Origin of the sequence: Nocardia puris (assembly GCF_036051655.1) — a bacterium.
Taxonomy (GTDB): Bacteria; Actinomycetota; Actinomycetes; order Mycobacteriales; family Mycobacteriaceae; genus Nocardia; species Nocardia puris.
This window is the reverse complement of record NZ_CP107943.1, coordinates 907,357-926,397: the sequence shown is the minus strand read 5'-3', so window position 1 is coordinate 926,397 and position 19,041 is coordinate 907,357. Positions and strand designations below refer to the sequence as shown.

The 19,041-nt window shown below is 69.9% G+C and carries 19 protein-coding genes and 1 pseudogene; 9 read left to right on the top strand and 11 right to left on the bottom strand.

Features of this window, described 5'->3' with window-relative positions:
• Positions 1-114: 114 nt before the first annotated feature.
• Entirely contained in the window at positions 115-543 is a 429-nt protein-coding gene (locus OHB21_RS03785) for a hypothetical protein (RefSeq protein ID WP_067513699.1), read from the bottom strand.
• A 111-nt stretch (positions 544-654) separates the two neighbouring features.
• A complete protein-coding gene (locus OHB21_RS03780; protein WP_195125352.1) occupies positions 655-1,554 on the bottom strand; it encodes an alpha/beta fold hydrolase in 900 nt (299 codons plus the stop codon).
• Between the two features lie 464 nt (positions 1,555-2,018).
• Between OHB21_RS03780 and OHB21_RS03775 the strand changes: the two genes are divergently transcribed.
• Positions 2,019-2,804, top strand: a complete 786-nt coding sequence (locus tag OHB21_RS03775; RefSeq protein WP_195125353.1) for an alpha/beta fold hydrolase — start codon at positions 2,019-2,021, stop codon at positions 2,802-2,804.
• On the opposite strand, the gene OHB21_RS37395 is transcribed toward OHB21_RS03775, so the two are convergent.
• The 6 genes from OHB21_RS37395 to OHB21_RS03750 all read right to left on the bottom strand — a co-directional run bounded on the left by OHB21_RS37395 (position 2,744) and on the right by OHB21_RS03750 (position 8,251).
• A complete protein-coding gene (locus tag OHB21_RS37395) occupies positions 2,744-2,935 on the bottom strand; it encodes a M48 family metalloprotease (RefSeq protein ID WP_369123286.1) in 192 nt (63 codons plus the stop codon). The two genes, OHB21_RS03775 and OHB21_RS37395, sit on opposite strands and share 61 nt — an antisense overlap.
• A 460-nt stretch (positions 2,936-3,395) precedes the next feature.
• Positions 3,396-5,228 (bottom strand): glutamine--fructose-6-phosphate transaminase (isomerizing), encoded by a 1,833-nt coding sequence (glmS, locus tag OHB21_RS03770; RefSeq protein ID WP_195125354.1) that lies wholly within the window; start codon positions 5,226-5,228, stop codon positions 3,396-3,398.
• A gap of 15 nt (positions 5,229-5,243) precedes the next feature.
• The gene (locus OHB21_RS03765; protein ID WP_067513720.1) at positions 5,244-5,513 is read right to left on the bottom strand and encodes a hypothetical protein; all 270 of its coding nucleotides are present in this window, start codon (positions 5,511-5,513) and stop codon (positions 5,244-5,246) included.
• Between the two features lie 271 nt (positions 5,514-5,784).
• Complete coding sequence (locus OHB21_RS03760) at positions 5,785-7,242, bottom strand: DHA2 family efflux MFS transporter permease subunit (protein ID WP_195125355.1); 1,458 nt, start codon at positions 7,240-7,242, stop codon at positions 5,785-5,787.
• Positions 7,243-7,248: 6 nt separating this feature from the next.
• The gene (locus OHB21_RS03755; protein ID WP_067513684.1) at positions 7,249-7,785 is read right to left on the bottom strand and encodes an NADPH-dependent FMN reductase; all 537 of its coding nucleotides are present in this window, start codon (positions 7,783-7,785) and stop codon (positions 7,249-7,251) included.
• Between the two features lie 166 nt (positions 7,786-7,951).
• A complete protein-coding gene (locus OHB21_RS03750; protein WP_324192022.1) occupies positions 7,952-8,251 on the bottom strand; it encodes a MarR family winged helix-turn-helix transcriptional regulator in 300 nt (99 codons plus the stop codon).
• Positions 8,252-8,633: 382 nt separating this feature from the next.
• Here OHB21_RS03750 and OHB21_RS03745 point away from each other — a divergent pair, with 382 nt between their 5' ends.
• The 5 genes from OHB21_RS03745 to OHB21_RS03725 all read left to right on the top strand — a co-directional run bounded on the left by OHB21_RS03745 (position 8,634) and on the right by OHB21_RS03725 (position 13,084).
• Positions 8,634-9,284 carry an ABC transporter permease gene (locus OHB21_RS03745; RefSeq protein ID WP_067513681.1) on the top strand — a complete coding sequence of 217 codons (651 nt, stop codon included), beginning with the start codon at positions 8,634-8,636 and terminating at the stop codon, positions 9,282-9,284.
• The gene (locus tag OHB21_RS03740; protein ID WP_195125356.1) at positions 9,277-10,503 is read left to right on the top strand and encodes an ABC transporter ATP-binding protein; all 1,227 of its coding nucleotides are present in this window, start codon (positions 9,277-9,279) and stop codon (positions 10,501-10,503) included. The genes OHB21_RS03745 and OHB21_RS03740 overlap by 8 nt, the downstream gene beginning before the upstream one ends.
• Positions 10,500-11,279: an ABC transporter permease gene (locus tag OHB21_RS03735; RefSeq protein WP_067513671.1), complete on the top strand. Its 780-nt coding sequence runs from the start codon at positions 10,500-10,502 to the stop codon at positions 11,277-11,279. Before OHB21_RS03740 ends, OHB21_RS03735 begins: the two co-directional genes overlap by 4 nt.
• Entirely contained in the window at positions 11,276-12,262 is a 987-nt protein-coding gene (locus OHB21_RS03730; protein ID WP_067513665.1) for a glycine betaine ABC transporter substrate-binding protein, read from the top strand. Before OHB21_RS03735 ends, OHB21_RS03730 begins: the two co-directional genes overlap by 4 nt.
• Positions 12,263-12,331: 69 nt before the next feature.
• Complete coding sequence (locus tag OHB21_RS03725; protein ID WP_324192021.1) at positions 12,332-13,084, top strand: hypothetical protein; 753 nt, start codon at positions 12,332-12,334, stop codon at positions 13,082-13,084.
• Here the strand turns inward: OHB21_RS03725 and OHB21_RS03720 are convergent.
• On the bottom strand, positions 13,060-13,479 hold the full coding sequence (locus OHB21_RS03720; RefSeq protein ID WP_084538125.1) for an ArsR/SmtB family transcription factor: 420 nt from the start codon (positions 13,477-13,479) through the stop codon (positions 13,060-13,062). The genes OHB21_RS03725 and OHB21_RS03720 overlap by 25 nt on opposite strands.
• Before the next feature lie 85 nt (positions 13,480-13,564).
• Between OHB21_RS03720 and OHB21_RS03715 the strand changes: the two genes are divergently transcribed.
• Positions 13,565-14,440 carry an NAD(P)-dependent oxidoreductase gene (locus OHB21_RS03715; RefSeq protein ID WP_195125357.1) on the top strand — a complete coding sequence of 292 codons (876 nt, stop codon included), beginning with the start codon at positions 13,565-13,567 and terminating at the stop codon, positions 14,438-14,440.
• A 384-nt stretch (positions 14,441-14,824) separates the two neighbouring features.
• Positions 14,825-15,613, top strand: a complete 789-nt coding sequence (locus tag OHB21_RS03710) for an LLM class oxidoreductase (protein WP_228790256.1) — start codon at positions 14,825-14,827, stop codon at positions 15,611-15,613.
• A 384-nt stretch (positions 15,614-15,997) separates the two neighbouring features.
• Here the strand turns inward: OHB21_RS03710 and OHB21_RS03705 are convergent, their stop codons facing one another.
• Positions 15,998-16,426, bottom strand: a complete 429-nt coding sequence (locus OHB21_RS03705; protein WP_067513662.1) for a nitroreductase family deazaflavin-dependent oxidoreductase — start codon at positions 16,424-16,426, stop codon at positions 15,998-16,000.
• Between the two features lie 223 nt (positions 16,427-16,649).
• Here OHB21_RS03705 and OHB21_RS37390 point away from each other — a divergent pair.
• Positions 16,650-17,510, top strand: a pseudogene (locus OHB21_RS37390) (SDR family NAD(P)-dependent oxidoreductase).
• Positions 17,511-17,647: 137 nt separating this feature from the next.
• On the opposite strand, the gene OHB21_RS03690 reads toward OHB21_RS37390, so the two are convergent.
• Positions 17,648-18,958 (bottom strand): S1 family peptidase, encoded by a 1,311-nt coding sequence (locus OHB21_RS03690; protein WP_067513661.1) that lies wholly within the window; start codon positions 18,956-18,958, stop codon positions 17,648-17,650.
• Positions 18,959-19,041 lie beyond the last annotated feature (83 nt).

Here is a 19,041-nt window from a genome sequence, read left to right as displayed (position 1 = left end):
TGTGGTGTGCGTCACGGGCGCGCGGCGATCACGAAGACCACGCCGCCAGGAGTTGCGCCCGATTGTAGGCCGCGTCGAGGCCCAGGCAGTCGATGCCGCTGCGTGAAACAGCGATCACCGGCACGGGTTCGGGCGTGAGCGCGGCGCGGTGAACGGGGCCGGGGACTCGGCCGGGGCGGGACCTTCGTCGGTGACGGCCTGCTCGATGCCGACCGTCAGTTCGACCGGCAACCGCTCGGGAGCGCCGTCGGCGACGTGGGCCCATTCGAGGGCGAAGTAACAGCGTCCGCCCCCGCGGCAGGCGTCGGTGACGGGAGTGCCGGTCTTCGGTTGCGCGGCGCCGGTCCACGCCATGGCGCCGGTCAACGCGACGCCGTCGTCGGACCTGGTCGCGAGCGCGCTCTCGGAGACGCGGCAGTCCTGCCCCTGCGCACCGTGCACGCGCAGATCCGTGCGATTGTTGGCGAACATCGACGCCGCCGCGTTGCGGAGGAACGACAGGGTGCCGCCGAAGCACGCGGTCGCGCCGTCAGGGATGTCCACCGCGTAGAAGCGTTGTGCGCGGTGCCCGAGGACGTCCAGGTACTGTCCCGGCTCGGCGATCGCGTCGAAAGGCCCGGAGCCACGAGGTTCCGGGCCTGCTCCGGGGTCGGGTCAGGATTTCGCGGTCCGGTCGAGAAACGTGGTGATCATCGGGACCAGCAGTTCCGGGCGGTGGACGCCGGAGATGTGGGAGGCGCCGGGCAGGATGGCCAGTTCGGAGTCGGGGAGACCGGCGGGGGTGTCGCCCATGATGCCGCCGCCGCGCAGGCGGAAGATCTCGACGGCGTGCTCGGGGGTGACGATGTCGGAGTCGGCGACGATGGTGAGGGTGGGGGAGGGCATGGCGGCCACGGCGTCGGCCGGGAAGGTCGGTGTGTTCGCGTCCATCTCCTTCACCTTCGCCACGAGGGTCGGGAAGTCTTGCGGGCGGGGCGCATTGGCCAGGTAGTCGGTGTGGAACGGGGAGCCGTGCAGCATCTCCGGCTCGAGCTGGGTGATGCCGTCGAGCACGCCGGGATGCAGGCCCTTCGGCGAGAGGCCGACCGAGAGCAGGACCAGTTTGCGCACCAGGCCGGGATGGCGCAGCCCGATGTCGAGGGCGACGCCGGCGCCCATGCTGTAGCCGAAGAGGTCGGCCTGCTCGACGCCGATCTGGCGCAGCAGCGCGGCCGTGTCGTCGGCCATGTGCTCGGTGCGCAGCGGCCGGTCGATATCGGCGGTGCGCCCGTGCGCCTGCTGTTCGATCGCGATGATCTGGCGGTTCTCGGACAACCCGGGCAGCACGTCACCGAAATCGGTCCCGATGCCCGACAGCGCGCCGTGCAGCAGCACCAGCGGCGGCTGATCGCTCTCCTCCCCGTGCACCTCGTAGTACATATCGAGTCCGTTGACCTGGGCGTGGCGACCGGGCTGCGCGGCCGGCGATTCGCCCGCGCTATCGGTGCACCCGGTCAGCAGGGCGGTGGTGGAGAGGGCGAGGGCGGCAACCGCGGCCAGTGCGGGCTTGATCATGGTCTGCTCTTCTCTGTGCTGAAGGTGGTGGGCGAGGCCGCGGTTCCTCGCCGGTGTCAGTCATGGAGACGGGGGTCGAGAGGGGAATTCATCGCAGAGCGGAGATTCGTTGCCGCGCCTGCTCGTATCGGCACCGCCCTGGGCCGCTCGTGCCAAGGCTGCGGAGCTGGCATGGGGTTGAGCGATCTGATGCGCTGTGGCACCTCAGCCGGGCACACCGGGGCGGCGCTCGGCCGGATTCGATCCACCTCGCGGCCGGTCGCGACGCACGAGCGGTGGCGCGCTGGTCGGCTGGCGGAATGTAACCCAGTCGCTCGTTACATTTCCTGGTCGCGTGCACGAGATTCGTCGTGCGGGCGGTCCGGCGGAGGTGGAGCGTGCCGATGATTTTCGGCGCTGGATCGCGTCGTAGCCGGTAAACAGATGTTCGGGCCCGTGGGGTTCGTGGCGGAAGGAACGGGAATATGCCGGTGGTTGCGTCGAAGGACGGTACGGAGATCGCGTATGACATTGCGGGTGCGGGGCCGGCGCTCGTGTATATCACCGGTGCGACGTGCTTTCGGCGGTTCCGGCCCGTTGTCGCGGATGTGGATGTGTTCGCGAAGGGGTTCACGGTTTACAGCTATGACCGGCGGGGGCGTGGGGACAGTGGGGACACGTTGCCGTGTGCGACGGAGCGGGAGGTCGAGGACGTCGAGGCGATCATCGATGCCGCGGGCGGATCGGCTGTGTTGTACGGGCATTCGTCGGGGGCCGTGCTGGCGCTAGAGGCCGCGAGCCGGTTTCCGGACAAGGTCGACGGAGTGGTGATCTACGATGCGTCGTACGTGCACGACGAGAGCGAGCGGGTGTCGTACGCCCGGCTCGCCGAGCAGGTCGGTGCGCTCCTGGCCGAAGGTGGAAATGCCAAGGCGCTCAAAGTGTTTCTCCAGGGGATCGGTATGCCGAGGGTGTTCGTCGCCCTGCTGCCGCTGATGCCGGGTTGGAAGTCCATGAAGGCGCTCGCCCCCACCCTCATGTACGACATCGCGCTCACCGCGGACCTGCCGCCCGTGGAGCGTTTCGCGAATCTCGACCTGCCCGTGCACGTGACCGTCGGGGAGAAGAGTCCGCCCGGCCTGCACGACGTGGCGCGTCAGCTGGCCGACGCCCTTCCGCGCGCGACCCACCGGATGCTCGCCGGGCAGGATCACATGGTGAGCGCGAAAGAGTTGATGCCGATCCTGGCGGAATCGGTCGCGCACCGCTGAACGAGAGGCTTCGACGCGGCCAGCCGGACGCGCTGATCCACCAGCAGGTGATGGCCCAGTTCGTGGGCGAGCACGGCTTCCAGCCGGCGCGGCCCCAGCGCGCCGACCGCCCAGCTGGTGACCGCGACGATCCGGGTAGGCCCGGCGTACGCGTTCAGCTGTCCCGACGGTTCGATTCACAGCGAATACGGGCCACCCGTCCGCCTGCGCGATGCGGGTGACGTTCTCCCATGCGGCGGTGAGGGTTTCGAGTTCGCGTTCGGACGGCTCGCGAAACTTGAAGGCGGTGGCGAAGTTCTGGCGGCTCGGGCTGAACCACGCGGCGTCGAACAGCAATACGCCGACGAATACCCACAGCCCGGCCACCACCGCCGCGACCCAGGGCCCGACCCACAGCGCGAGAGTCACGAGGATCAGCGCACTCGCCGCCACGGCCGGCGCGCTGAGGAGCGCGCTCACCCATCGTGAGGATCCAGGAGATCGCGGATCATGCGGTCGTTCCACACCCGCCCCTCTCCACCGCGTATCCGAGTAGTACCCGCCCGTGACCGCCGATACTCCGCGTCCCGCACCCGGGGCGCAACTCGGCCCCTACTCCACCGTCACGCTCTTCGCGAGGTTGCGCGGCTTGTCCACATCCCTTCCCAGCGCCAGCGCCGTGTGATACGCCAGCAGTTGCAGCGGGATCGTCAGCACGATGGGGTCGAGTTCGGGGGTGATGCGGGGGACGCGGATCACCTCGTCGGCGCAGTTCGGCGGGAGATCGGCGTTGGTCACGGCGATGACGGGGCCGCCGCGCGCCTTGATCTGCTCGATGGTGGCGAGGTTCTTGGACAGCAGTTCGTCGTCGGGGACCAGCACCACACTGGGCATCTCGGGGTCGATCAGGGCCAGCGGGCCGTGTTTGAGCTCGGAGGCCTGATACGCCTCGGCGTGGATGTAGGAGACCTCCTTGAGCTTCTGCGCGCCCTCGCGGGCGACCGGCCACATGCGCACCCGGCCGAGGAAGAACATGCTGCGGGCCTTGGCGCACTTGTTCGCGATGCCCGCGATGGCGGGCTCGTCGGTGAGGACCTGGTCGACGGCGCCGGGCAGTTCGCGCAAGCCCTCGACGATGCGCCGTCCGCCGGCCACCGAGAGATCGCGCACCCGGCCGAGCAGCAGCGCCAGCATGGCGAACGACACGGTCATGTTGGTCAGCGCCTTGGTGGAGGCGACCGACACCTCCGGGCCCGCGTGCAGGAACATGCCCGCACCGCACTGGCGGGCGATGGCGCTGCCCACCACGTTGACGGCGCCGATGACGCGCCCGCCCTTGCGCTGCAACTCCTGGACGGCGGCGAGGGTGTCCATGGTCTCGCCGGACTGGCTGATCGCGACATAGAGCGCATCGGGATCGACCACGGGGTTGCGGTAGCGGAATTCCGACGCGGGTTCGGCGAGGGCGGGGATGCGCGCCAGCTCCTCGACCAGCTGCGCGCCGAGCTGGCCCGCGTAGTAGGCCGACCCGCAGCCCAGGAACACGACCTTGCTGATGCCGCGCAGCTCGCGGGCGTTCATGTTCAGGCCGCCGAGGTGGGCGGTGGCGAACCGGTCGTCCAGGCGTCCGCGCAGGGCGCGGCGCACGGCCTCGGCCTGTTCGGCGATCTCCTTGCGCAGGAAGTCGGGGTAGCCGCCGAGCGCGTAGTCCTCGGCGCCCATCTCGATCGTGGTGGGTGTCTTGATCGTGCTCTGGGCCTCGTGACCCAGTGTGCTGGTGCGGAATTCGGTCGCGCGCACCGTGGCCAGCTCGCCGTCGTCCAGGAACACCACGCTCTGGGTGTGATGGACGAGCGCGGCGACATCGGAGGCCACGAACATCTCGCCGTCGCCCACGCCGAGGACGATCGGGCTGCCATTGCGCGCCACCACCATCTCGGCGGGGCGGCGCGCGTCGAGCACCAGCAGGCCGTAGGTGCCCTGGACCCGCTGCAACGCGGCGCGCACCGCGTCCTCGAGTGAGTCCGATTCCTCCAGTTCGGCGGCGACGAGGTGGGCGATCGCCTCGGTGTCGGTGTCGGAGACCAGGCGGGTGCCGCCTTCGGTCAGCTCGGCTCGGAGCTGTTCGGCGTTCTCCACGATTCCGTTGTGCACCAACGCGATTCGCCCGCCGCTGTCGGTGTGGGGGTGGGCGTTGACGTTGTTGGGCTCACCGTGCGTGGCCCAGCGGGTATGGGCGATACCGGCTTTGCCGCGCAGCGCCGCCACATCGGCCATATCGCGCAGATCCTGCACCCGCCCTTGCGTTTTCGTGACGCGCAGCTTCCCGCGGTGCGGCAGGGCCAGCCCCGCCGAGTCGTAGCCGCGGTACTCCAGCCGATGCAACCCTTCCAGCAGGACCGGAACAGCTTGCCGGTGACCGATGTAGCCGACGATTCCACACATTGCGAGACGGACTCCTCACCCGTAGACGATGCGACGCAGTTGCCGTTCGGTGAACGCCGGGGCCGCCACCGGGCGCCGGGCCAGCTCGTCGGCCAGCCGCCGCCAGATCTCGGCGTTGCGCACCTGCCTGGCCTGCAACTCGGCGTGCCTGCGGCGGACGAACTGCTCGGCGGTCTCGTCGAAATAGCCGACGACATCGGCGACCACCCGGGCCGCCACCTGTTCCGGCAGCCCGGTGGACGCGGCCACGTGGCGGACCAAGTCGGCGGGTGCCCCGTCATTCACCCGGACGATATTGCCCGCCGCGCGCGGTTTCGCCAACTTTCCTGCCCGAATTCGGGCAGATTCGGCGGGCGTATCGAGGTCAGTGGCGGGTTTAGAGTTCGCTCGGCGGGTGTGGTCGGGTAATCGGTCCTGGTGCTTATTTGACCCTGTGCGGCACTTCGTAGTGCCGCTAGGTCTGCCAGGCGGCGCGCACGATGGCTTCGGTCCGGAACGGTATTCCCGGCACGACATCGGCTTCCGGGCAGGTCTCGCCTCCGGGTGAGAGCCCGGGTCACGCGACCTGGGCCTCCTTTCGGCGGGGCAACAGGAACGCCGGGATCAGCGCCAGCGCCATCAGCGCCGGGGCGACCAGATAGGTCTGCCGGAACGCGGTGGCCAGGTCGGGCGCCACGGCGGCGTGTTCGGCGGCGCTCATGGCGTGGATCTCCTGGAGGCCGCCCGCGACCGGCAGCAGCCAGCCAAGCACCACCGAGGACACCGCGATGCCGATCGCCATCGCCGTCGTGCTGATCATGTTGACGGTGGTCGATCCGGCCGCCTGCTGGTCGCGGGTCAGCGCCCGGGTGGCGGTCGTGATGACGGGCATCATCGTGCCGCCGCCGCCCGCGCCCATCAGCAGCATCGTCGCGCCGAGCGCCCAGTACGGGGCGTCCGCGTCGAGCTGCACGACGAACAGCACGAATCCGGTCAGCGCGACCGTGATCGAGACGGGCAGGTACCGGCCCGGCGGAATGCGGTCGATGAGCCGCCCCGCGACCTGCATGGTCGCACCCGACGCCAGCGCGAACGGCACGCCCAAAGCCCCCGCCATCAGCGCGGTTTCGCCGCGCACCACTTGGAAGTACAAGGGCAGCAACAGCATCGAGCCGAAGTATCCGGCCGCGAAGAGCGCCAGCAGCACCGCCGAGAGGCCGGTTGTCCGGTGGGTGAGCACCTTCAGGTCCAGCAGCGGTTCGGGCACCCGCAGCGCGCGGCGGACGAACGCGACGATCAGCGCGACGCCCACCACCAGTGGCCCGAGGACGGCGGGCTCGGTGAACCCGCCCCGCTCACCCGCCGCGGTGACCCCGTAGATGAGCAGGGCCAGGCCGGGGGACATCAGCAGCAGTCCGCGAACGTCCAAGGCGCGCGGAACTTCCCGCACGTCGTCGGGCAGCACGCGCGCGGCCAGGATCAGCACCAGCGCGCCCAGCGGCAGGTTGATGAAAAACATCCACCGCCAGGACAATTCGTCGATGAAGTAGCCGCCGATGACGGGCCCGAGCAATGGCCCCACCAGGATCGCCAGCCCCAGCGTGCTCATCAGTCTGCCGAGCCGCTCGGGCCCTGCGGCGCGCAACAGGATCGTCATGCCCACGGGCATCAGCAGCCCGCCGCTCAGTCCCTGGATCACGCGGAAGGCGATGAGCGACTCCACATTCCACGCCGAGCCCACCAGCACGGAACCGAGCGCGAACATCGCGACGGAGGTCAGGTAGAGCCGTTTGGCGCCGAACCGGCCGACCAACCAGGCCGACGTGGGGACGATCGCGCCCAGGGCCAGCGAATAGCCGGTGACGGCCCACTGGATCGTCCCCAGCGCGGCGTCGAAATCGAGCGAGAGCCGGTTGATCGCGACGTTCACCACCGTCTGGTCGAGCGTCGCCATCACCAATCCGGCGACCAGCACCAAGGCGATCCGCATCGGGTCGCGCACCGGCCGTGCCGTGTCGGGAATCGTCGTGGTCATCTCGGGTCACTTCCCGTACGGGCGGGTCGCGCGGGCGTCGCGCAAGGTCTCGGCCCACCAGATCAGTTGGTCCAGCAGCGTTTCGGCCGCGGTCTCGGCGGCGGCGGGTTCGATGAGTTCGCCGCTGTCGTCGAAGCGGCCCCAGGGATTGTGGAAGCTCACGGTGTCACGCACGGTCACGGCGTGCAGTTCGGCGAAGACCGGGCGCAGGTGCTCCACCGCGCGCAGTCCGCCGGACAGCCCGCCGTACGCCACGAAGGCGACCGGTTTGGCGTGCCACTCCTTGTCGTGGCTGTCGATCAGGTTCTTCAAACCGCCCGGGTAGCTGTGGTTGTACTCCGGTGTGACGACGGCGAATCCGTCCGCGTCGGCGAGGGTGCCGGCGTGCTCGGTGTCCCTGGCGTCGACGATGTCGATCTGTAGTCCGTCGCGGCGGCGGGCCCGGCGCACGAACCAGTCGGCGATGGTGGGACCGAATCGACCCTCCCGTGTACTGCCCACGATGACGGCGATACGCAGCGGATGTTCGGTCGCGGTGGTCATGGTTCTCCCTCGATTCGGCCGCCGGGATGTCCGAGCGGCTGGAGACCACCTTGCAACCTCAATGTATGTTGAGGTCAAGCCCGCGCCGGTCGATCGCCGACGGCCGGTGAACGGTGTGGCTGCGACCTGGTCATCTGCCGCGCCACGGCCTCGGAGGAGTTCGGTCTCAGCCCGCGTCGTCGCGTCGGATCGCGGCTCGGGTGAGCGCCGTGAGCGACCGCACGAACGCCTCGCGATCCGCCTTCGGCAACCGGCCGAGCAGCCGGTCCTCCGCCGCGTGGATCGCGCCCTGGACGCGGTCGCGCACCCGCTTGCCCTCCTCGGTGATCTCCACGAGCCGCACGCGGCGGTCGGCGGGATCGGGGTGGCGGGCGATCAGTTCGCGGTCCTGGAGGTCGTCGAGGATCGGGATCAGGCGCGACTTGTCGGCGCCGATGGCCTCGGCGAGCGCCGCTTGGGTGCGCACCGGCTCGTCGTCGCCGTGCCCACGCTGCGTGCGGGCTGGGATCTCGCCGCCCTGCTAGATCACATGACGGTCCAGAATCTCGGCTTCACGGCGGCGGCCGCTGGGGCGTGGTGGGCACGACGGCGCCGACCGCGCCGAGCCGGGCGCCCACTTCGCCCCGCGCGCGACCCTCCGCCGGGCGCGACCGCCTGGGAGACCACGCTGGCGCTGTACGGACGTTCACCGCACTGGCCCGATCGGTGAAGGTGCGCCGCGCGGTAGTCCGGCGAAAACCGGTCGCGCTGAGCGCGCTCGGCTCGCCGACATCCGCCAAACGGCGTTTCGCGGCGGGGTGATGGGGTACACATGATCTCCGGGGCCGGTTACCGGGGAGGCGGAGACACTGGACGCACTGTGGACGTTCGTGGTGAATCGGCGGCATCAGCTGCTCACCGACTCCTACCTGCATGTTTCGGCGGTGGTGCAGTCGGTCGTGCTGGGCGCGATCGTCGCGGTGGTGATCGGGGTGCTGGTCTACCGGAGTCCGCTGGGGGCGTCGGTGGCCACGGCGGCCGCCAGCACGATCCTGACGATCCCGTCGTTCGCCCTGCTGGGCTTGCTGATCCCGCTGCTCGGGCTGGGCGTGGCGCCCACCATCACCGCGATGGTCCTATACGCGCTGCTGCCGATCCTGCGCAACACCATCGTCGGGCTGTCGGCGGTCGATCCGGCCATCACCGACGCGGCGCGCGGCGTCGGGATGAACAAGCTGGGCGTGCTCGCGCGCATCGAACTGCCGCTGGCCTGGCCCGCGATCCTCACCGGCATCCGGATCAGCACCCAGATGTTGATGGGCATCCTCGCCATCGCCGCCTACGCGAAGGGGCCGGGCCTGGGCAACCTGATCTTCTCCGGCCTGACCCGCCTCGGCACGCCGAACGCCGTACCGCAGGCCCTCACCGGCACCGTGCTCATCGTGGTGCTGGCGCTGGCGCTGGACGGCCTGCTGCTGCTCCTCGGCAGGCTCACTACGTCGAAAGGGATCCGTGTCTGACTCCGAACCCGTGTCCGGTGTCGAGATCGTCCTCGACGCGGTCACCAAACGCTATGGCGACCAGCGCGATCCGGCGGTCGACAACGTCAGCATGACGATCCCCGCCGGCGAAATCGTGGTGCTGGTCGGCCCGTCGGGCTGCGGCAAGACCACCACCATGCGGATGATCAACCGCCTGATCGAGCCCACCTCGGGCACGATCACCATCGGCGGCAAGGACGCGCTGTCCATCGATCCCGACGAATTGCGCCGCGGCATCGGCTATTCCATCCAGCAGGCGGGGTTGTTCCCGCACATGACGGTCGCGAAGAACGTGGCGACCGTGCCCGGCCTGATCGGCTGGGACCGCAAGCGGATCACCGAGCGTGTCGACGAAATGCTCGAACTGGTGGGACTCGATCCCGGCACCTATCGGAATCGCTACCCGCGCCAGCTCTCCGGCGGACAGCAGCAGCGCGTGGGGGTGGCGCGTGCGCTGGCGGCCGACCCGCCCGTGTTGCTGATGGACGAGCCGTTCGGCGCGGTGGACCCGATCACGCGCGGGTTGTTGCAGGACGAGCTGATGCGATTGCAGTCGGAGCTGCGCAAGACGATCGTGTTCGTCACCCACGATTTCAACGAGGCGGTCAAGCTCGGCGATCGAATCGCGGTGCTGGGCAACCAGTCCCGCATCCTCCAATACGACACACCCGCCGCGATCCTGGCGGACCCGGCCGACGACACGGTCGCCGGTTTCGTCGGCGCCGACGCGTCGCTGAAGCAGCTCACCCTCACCCGCGTGCGCGACGTCGAGCTGGGGAACTGCCCGACCGCCGCCGAGGACGACCCGGTGGACGACCTGCGCCGCGCGCTCGACGGCGCCGACTGGCCGTGGGCGCTGATCCTGGACGGCAGGCAGCGCCCGGTGCGCTGGGTGTCGACTCCGCATCTCGCGCACGCGGATTCGCTGCGCACGGTGGGAAGCGCGGTGGGCGAGATGGTGTCGCTGCAATCGACGTTGCAGGACGCGCTCGAGGCGCTGCTCGCGGAGAGCACGGCGACGGCGGTGGTGACGGGGCGTCGCGGTGAGTACACGGGGTTGATCACCATCGACACGCTGGTGGGGCACTTGTCGGCAATGCGCGCCGAACACGCGCCGAACGGTGCGGCAGAGGAGGATTCGCCTTCCGGTGCGGTAGGCGCGGCGAATCCGGTCCACCGCGACGAGGGTCCGGCATGACCGCGATCACCGCCCCGGCTCGCACCGCCTCCCCGTCCGCGGAACGGCGGTCCGAGCGCCTGCGCCTGCTGGTGCAGCCCGCCATCGTCCTGATTCTCGCGGCGGGCGTGCTGATCTGGGCGTTCAACCGCGAGCTGACGATCACGCAGCAGGCCAGCCTGAACGCCTCGAACCTCGTCACGGTCACCTGGCAGCACGTGCTGATCACCGCGACGGTGGTGCTGATCGTGGTGGCGGTGGCGGTGCCGCTCGGCACGCTGCTGTCGCGCCCGCGCTATCGCAAGCTCGCGCCGCTGTTCGTCGGCATCGCCAATATCGGCGCGGCCGCGCCCGCCATCGGTCTGATCGTGTTGTTCTACCTGGTCACCAGGACCACCGGCTTCTGGATCGGTGTCGCGCCGATCGCGTTCTATTCGCTGCTTCCGGTGTTGCGCAACACGATTCTGGGCTACCAGCAGGTGGACCGGACGCTCATCGACGCGGGGCGCGGGCAGGGCATGTCGACGCTGACGGTGTTGCGGCGCATCGAATTCCCGCTCGCGATCCCCTATATCTTGGCGGGCCTGCGCACCTCGCTCGTGCTCGCCGTCGGCACCGCAACGCTCTCGTTCCTGGTGAGCGCGGGCGGGCTCGGCATCCTCATCGACACCGGATACAAGTTGCGCGACAACGTGACCCTGGTCGTCGGCGCGGTGCTGGCCGTGGCGCTGGCGCTGCTGGTGGACTGGCTCGGCGCGCTGGCCGAGGAGTTCCTCGGGCCGCGGGGGCTGAAATGAGTGCCCGCCCGGTGGTCGCCGCGCTCCGGAGTCTGTGCCTGGTCGCGCTGCTGGTGGTGGCCGGGTGCGGGTTGGAAGCCGGTTCGTCGGTGCCGTTGCGGGTGGGGCCGGGCAGTATCCAGCCCGTGCCCGAGCTGGAGGGTGTGGCGATCACGGTGGGGTCCAAGGACTTCACCGAACAGAACGTGCTCGGGTACCTCATCGAATTCGCGCTGGTCGCCGCGGGCGCCGACGTGCGGGACCTCACGAACATCCAGGGCTCCAACAGTTTGCGCGACGCCCAGTTGCACGGCCAGATCGATATCGCCTACGACTACACCGGCACCGGCTGGATGAACTACCTCGGCAACGAGACGCCGGTGCCCGACGAGCAGGGCCAGTTCGACGCTGTGGCCGAGGCGGACCTGACCGGGCACGACATGGTCTGGGCGGCAATGGCTCCCATGAACAACACCTACGCGCTGGTCACCAACGAGGCCACCGCCGCCGAGACCGGGGTGCGCACGCTCTCGGACTACGCGCGCCTGGTCGCCACCGACCCCGGGCTCGCGGCGACCTGCGTGGGCACCGAATTCAATGTGCGCCAAGACGGTTTCCCCGGAATGGCGCGCAAGTACGGCATCGATGACGGCGCGGTCGAGAAGCGGATCGTCCAGGACGCCTTGGTCTACACCTCCGTCTCCGACGGGCGCCAGTGCCGCTTCGGATCGGTGGCCGCCACCGACGGCCGCATCCCCGCGCTGGGTCTGCTCCTGCTCGAGGACGATCAGCGGTTCTTCCCCAAATACAATGCGGCGCTGGTGATGCGGCGCGATTTCGCCGAGGCCCATCCGGCCGTCATCCGCGTCATGGAGCCCATCTCGGCCCTGCTCACCAATCCGGCCATCACCGAACTCAACCGCCAGGTCGACGTCGACGGGCGCGAACCCGCCGACGTGGCGCGGGACTGGCTGGTCGCGGAGGGATTCGTCACGAAAGGGTGAAAGCTGATGTCGCCGAAGACCGTTCGATCTGCTGTGGCCCAACGGGACGCCGAACGTCGCCGGACTTCGGTGACTTTCGAACGGCGGCGTCGCTGGCCGATCTTGTTGGCGGGTGTGGTGCTGGTGCTGGCGAGCTGTACCGACCAGCCCGACGACACGGCGCCCCAGGAATCCGCGCCCGTGCCTACTGAGGCCGCCACGGCGACCAGCGACGATCCGACGGCGACTGCCGACCCGTCGGCGACCACCAGCGAAGTCGCCGCCACCGAGGTCTTCTCTCTGATCGCAGTCGACGCGTCCGGCGCGCCACGCGACGGATTCTCGGTGATCACCCCCGACCCCTTCGGCGAACTCGACTGTCGTGACGCCACTCCCAGCCGCTCCGCCGACACCCCGGGTATCTACCACTGCGGCGCCTCCGCCGACGCAGCCGACGTCTGCTGGCCCTCGGGCACCGAACTTCTGTGCGCCAACGATCCGTGGCGCCGAGAACTGCGCCGCTATACCCTGGCCGGCCCCCTCGAACCCATCGGCCGCACCGACTCCCCCGAACCCTGGGCCCTCGAGCTGGCCGACGGCCGCCAGTGCCGAATCCGAGTCGGCGGCGCCTGGGGCGGCCGCTCCGACGGACTCGTCGGCGCCTACTCCTGCACCGGCGGCGGCGACGTCGTCCTCCAACCTTCCACCGCCCGCACCGCCCTCGACAAATCCACCCCCACCTGGCGCGTCCGCATGGGCCCCCTCGGCGCCGCCGACCCCGACTTCCCACCCCCGTCCGTGGTCGACGTCAGTACCGCCTACTTCGCGGCCGCGCCCGAGTAGCGGCCAGGGGCAACCGGCCGCCGGAGGGCTGCCAGCAACTTCTCCCGGTCCTCGGCCGACCCGTCCCACTGCTCCTCGATCATGTCCACCAGCCCGCGGAACACCACGTCCAGCAGGCCGGGGAAGCGCGCGTGCAGGTCCTCGTAGCGCAGCCGCATCACGCGGGTGCGGCCTCGGATCGTCGTCCGGGTGATCCCCGCTTCGCGCAGGACCCGGTAGTGGTGCGAGAGCGTCGATTTGTGCAGCGCGATGTGCTGGCTGAGGTCGCCGCAGTTCTCGCCTTCGTCGCAGGCCAGGCACGCCACGAGCTGGAGGCGGACGGGGTCGGAGAGCGCGTGCAGGACTGACGCCAGCTCCAGGTCGGCCGTCTCCGGGTGCGGCAACTCGGCGGGCACGGGCACCTCTTTCTGCTCCCTTGACAGTTTGATGATCGTACAACAATCATAGTTGGAGATTCGTCAAACAATTAGGAGGTGCCGGATGTCCGGCGAAACACGCACGCCCGTCACGGTTCTGGGGCTCGGGCTGATGGGCTCGGCGATCGCGAGGGCCTTCCTGGCGGCCGGGCATCCGACCACCGTCTGGAACCGCACCGCCGCGAAAGCGGACGCCCTGGCCGAACTCGGCGCGACGCGCGCGCCCTCGGTGTCCGAGGCGGTCGGCGCCGCGCCGCTGGTGGTCGTCTCGCTGCTCAACGACGAGGCGGTGGCTGCGGCGTTGGGCGAGGTGTCCTTGCGGGGCCGGGTGCTGGTGAACCTCACGTCCTCCACGCCGGACCAGTCGCGGGCGCGGGCAGCGTGGGCGACGAGCCAGGGTGCGGAGTACGTGGACGGCGCGGTGATGGCGGTTCCGCAGGGCATCGGGACGCCGGACGCGCTACTGCTGTTCTCCGGCTCCGAAAGTGGTTATCGCACAGAGGAACCGGCGTTGCGGGCGCTCGCCGAACAGCGGCCCTACCTCGGTGCGGACCACGGCCGTGCCGCCGCGTTCGACGCCTCGCTGGTCTCGGTGTTCTGGCTCTCGCTGCTCGGCGTCTCGCTCGGCATCTCGCTGGCCGAGGCGGAGGGGATCAAGGGGAGCGAGCTCGTCCCGTTCGCGCCCGCGGTGGTGACGCTGCTGCCGGATCTGATGGCGCAGATCGCCGGCCAGGTCGAAGCCGGCGACTACCCCGGCGACGACACCACGCTGGCGTCGGCGTTCGAAGCCTTCAGCACGCTGCGCGGCGTGATCGCGCGGCACGGCATCGACACCGGCGTGTTGGACGCGTCGGGCGAACTGTTCCGCCGAGCCCTGGACGCGGGCCACGGCGCGGACGGGCTCGCCAGGCTGGTCCCGATCATGAGCGGAAGCCGTTAGCGCGCAACGGTACCCGGTCCTAGCGCGATCGGACCCGGCCCGTGCGCAACGGAACTCAGCCCGGGGCAACAAGGCTCCGCGAGAGCACAACCGGAGTCAGCCGGCGCGCAATGGAACCGGGGTAGATCCATTCCTTCTGAGCGCAACCCTGTCGAATCCTCATCACTCACGCCCACAACCCGCCAATCGGGCTTGCCCGAGTCGGCGAATGGGCGACTTGTGGCAAACGCGGCCGGACCACCCGCCCTCAACCAAACGGGCGACCCCAAGTCCGCAAAGCGGGACCCCGAAGCGAATGCGGAGGGGACCGCCGATGTGCAGCCCGAAGCGAAGGCGGAGGGACCACCTCTTCGAGTTCGGTGAACGCATCGGGTTCGACGGCGCGTGGATCCGGCAGCGGCATCTGGAGCACGGCGTCGGGTCGGCCGCTCCTACGGACGCATCGCCCGCCTGATCGACAACCTGCGCGGCGATTACCTCGGCGACCCGGACACGGTGATCCAGTCGCCCGGCAACACGCAGCGCCCCCGGCTGCAACCGCACAGTCCCGGCCTCATCGACCGCCTCTGGTACGGAGGCGGGAGCACCCGCTCGGTGCGCTGGGCCGGGGAGAACGGCCTGAACCTGCTCAGCGGCAATATCGTGTTCGGCGAGCACAGCGACGATTTCGGCACCACGCAGTCGGCGCTGATCGACGAGTACCGCCGACTCGTCGACCCGTCCCGCCCGGCGCGGGTCGCCGTCGGACGGGTGATCGTGCCGTACGACAGCGCGGATCGCGTGACCCGCGCCCGCTACCAGCGCTACGCCGCGAGCAGGCACGAGCGAACCCTCGCGCCGCGCGGCGAGCGGCGCATCCTCTTCGCCCCGGACCTGGTGGGCACCTCGGAGGAGATCCTCGACCGCCTGCGCACCGACCCGGTCCTCACCCGCACCACCGAACTGCGACTGGAACTGCCCTACGAATTCCACCGCGCCGACTACGAACAGATCCTGCACGACACCGTCGAATCCATCGCCCCCGCCCTGGGCTGGCGCCCCGACCCCAGTTCCGCAAATCGGGATCACGCTTCAACCAAGCGGGCGACCCCACCTCCGCAAAGCGGGATCCCGGAGGGGACCGCCAATGTGCAGCCCGGAGCGAAGGCGGAGGGACCACTCCGCGCGCAGTGACCAGCCACTACACCTTGTCCCTCACGTGCCAATACTCCCCGTAGCGTGGCCGGGCGGTGACGACGCGCCCCAGGCCTGCTCGCGCCCAATCCCCTCGCCCAGGCGCGGGCATCACTACCCCCGCGCAGCCCGAAGCGAATACGTCGGACCACGCTCCAACCAAACAGGCGACCCAGGTCCGCGAACCGGGACCACGCTCCAACCAAACAGGCGACCCAGGTCCGCGAACCGGGACCACGCTTCAACCAACGAGCGACCCCAAGTCCGCAAAGCGGGACCAAGGTTCAACCAAGCGGTCGACCGCCAGGTCCGCAAAGCGGGATCCGGAGCGAATGCGGAGGGAATCGCCAATGTGCAGCCCGGAGCGAAGGCGGAGGGACCACCTTAGCGCGCGGTGAGCAGGATCAGCGGGTACTGCTTGTCGGCCTTGCGCTGATACTTCTCGTAGCGCGGCTGGGCCGCGACGACGCGCTTCCAGGCCTGCTCGCGGTCGGCGCCCTCGAGCCGCCGCGGCGTCACCGGCACCGTGCCGATCTCGGGCGATTCGACGGCGACCTTGTCGGGGTGCGCCAGCAGGTTGGCGTACCAGTCCGGATTCCGGTCGCCGCCGCCCGAGGCCACGACGAGCCAGGAGCCCTCGTCCCCGGGGAACCAGGACAGCGGGGTCTCGCGCGGCTGTCCGCTGCGCCTGCCCTCGGTGTGCAGCACGAACATGTCCATCCCCATGTACCTGCCGCCCTTGCGGCGGATGCGCTTGGTCGTGCGGGTGTTCATCGTCCGCTGGAACCACAGCGACAGCTTTCCCTGGGACATCTCGGCTACCTCCCTCGTGCGGAACCGTCGCGCCGTACGGCGGGAGCCGGACCCTCCGGCTCGTCGACGGATCTTCTGCGAGGAACGGTACGGCCACGCCGTCTACCTGCGCTTCTCGATTCGTGATCGGTTCGGTCGGCGGGCGTGTCGTCCGCGTCGGCGAGTTCGGATCGCGCCGAGCGGGATCGCTCACTCCGGTGCGCGATCTTGTTAGCGTGCGGCGGTGGATCTGAGACTGGAAGGCAAACGGGTGATCGTGACCGGCGGGAGCCGGGCCATCGGATACGCCGTGGCGCGCGGGCTGGCGAACGAGGGCGTGGACGTGGTCCTCGCCGCGCGCACCGCCGAGACGCTGGAGACGGCCGCGCGGACGCTCGCGGAGGAGACCGGGCGGCGGGTGATCCCAGTGCCCACCGACACCGGCGACGACGAGCAGGTGCGCGCCCTGGTCTAGCGCACCGTCGCCGAACTGGGCGGCGTGGACATCCTGGTGAACTCCGCCGCGACACCGTGGAGCGCGGGGCCGGGCGCGGACCTGGCGGCGACGAGCGACGACATCGTCCGCCGCGAGGTCGAGATCAACGGTTCAACCAAGCGGTTTCCAAGCCCGCAAAGCGGGAGCACGGAACTACCATGACGGGGACCAAGGTTCGGCCAAACGGTCGACCCCAGGTTCGTCAAGCGGAAACCCGGAGCGAATGCGGAGGGGACCGCCGATGTGCAGCCCGGAGCGAATGCGGAGGGACCACTTCGATCGCGCAGACCATCCGCAATATCAGCGTGTCGGCGCTGACGAAGAACCTGGCCGACGAGCTGGGCCCGAAGGGCGTCAACGTGACCGTGGTGCACCCGGGGCTCACCAGGACCGAACGGCTCACCGCCCGCCTGTCCCCCCAGTCCGAGGCGACCGGGCGCGCGGTCGCCGACCTCGAAGCCGACCTGGTGCGCAACTCGGTGCGCCGCGTGATCGACGCGGGGGAGGTGGCGGATGTGGGTGACGTTCCTGGCGTTGCCGCGCAGCGTCGCGATCACGGGTGACGCGATCGCGGCGGGCGGCGGGGTGCCGGGGCCGATCTACTGCTGAGGCGGGGTCGCGACGCCGGGTATCAGCGGCGCGGCCGTCGGCATGATCCCGTCCCGAAACGCGAACGGTCCGCACCAGCTGGTGCGGACCGTTCCATTAAGAACCTGTGCCGGCGCTTCCCTCCGGCGCGATTCGCGTCAGTTGGTGCGGACGCTCAGACCGGGGTTGTCGGCGAGGACCGTGTGCAGCGGCTGGGCGAACAGCTGCGGGGCATTGCCGGTGAGCAGGCCCAGGAAGTTGGAGAACTCGCAGAACGGGTCGTCGGCGACCGAGGACGCGCTGGCGATGCCGAGGGCCAGGGTGCCGGTGATCACCGGGCCGCCGCTGTCGCCGCGCAGACCGCAGATGTTGGCGGAAAAGGTCTGGGTCTGCTCCCGCTCACCCACGAGCACCGTCTGGTCGACGGCGTTGATCACGCCGCAGCTGAAGCCGGTGGTGGTGCCGGACTTACAGACCGGCGCGCCCACCACGGGAACGGCGGTGCCGGTCAGCGCGATCGGCGCGCGACCGGGCACGCCCACCAGGTTGTTCTCGAAGCGCGGGCGCGACTGGTTATTGACCCGCACGATCGCGTAGTCCTGCGCGCCGAGCACCGACTTGTGGAAGGTGCCGAGCTGCTGGCCGATCTCGTCGCCGGGGAAGACCTCGAACACGCCGGCGGCGCCCGGAACCTCGGGGTTGCAGTGGCCCGCGGTGATGTTCACGACGTTGCCCGCGCCGTCGGTGCCGTTGAAGCCCAGCGAGCAGCGCATGAAGACATCACCCGACACGGCCGCGTACGCCTGGCCCGCCACCAGCGCGCCGGTGCCCGCCTCGGCGATCTCGCGGGGCTCGGCGATGGGCTGGCCCGTGACCGGCGGCGCCGACACGATCACACGGGCCGGGTCGATAAAGGTCGGCAGCGGCAGACCGGCCTGGTCGACGCGCACCGCGATCGCGTTGTTCACGGTGTCGATCACCGCGCCGCGCACCAGCTTCGACACCCACTCGGGCTGCCCGTCCAGCCACTGCGAGAACGCGGAGATCTCCTCGCGCAGCGCCGACTCGCTCTTGGCGACCTCATTGACGGTGAAGCCCGCCTCCTGCGCCGCCTCGCGCGCGGCGTCGGCGCCCTCGCCCTTGGCCAGCGCGATCACGCCCTGCCCCGCCTCGTTCAGCCAGGCGCCCGCGAAGACCTGCGGGAACTTCGCCTGCGCGTCGGTGGCGAAGGCGGCCACCTGCTGCGCCACCCCGGCGCGGTCCACGTACTCCTGCGGCGAGATCTTCAGATCCCGCTGCACCGCGGCGGCCAGTTCCTCCGGCAGCTGCGGCCCCGCCGGCTCCGCGTGCGCGCTCGCCGCGAGCGGACCCGCGATCAGCACGGCGGCCGCGGCGACGGCCGCACGGCGAACGAAGGCGCGAGTGCGGCCTGGGGAAGAGGGCGAGCGACGCATATCCGGCAGAAGCATGTGCCCGACTATATGGGGTGTCCGCCGCCGTGACCATCCGCCGTGATGATGAGCTCGCGCCGGGGGAAACCCGGTGCTGCGGC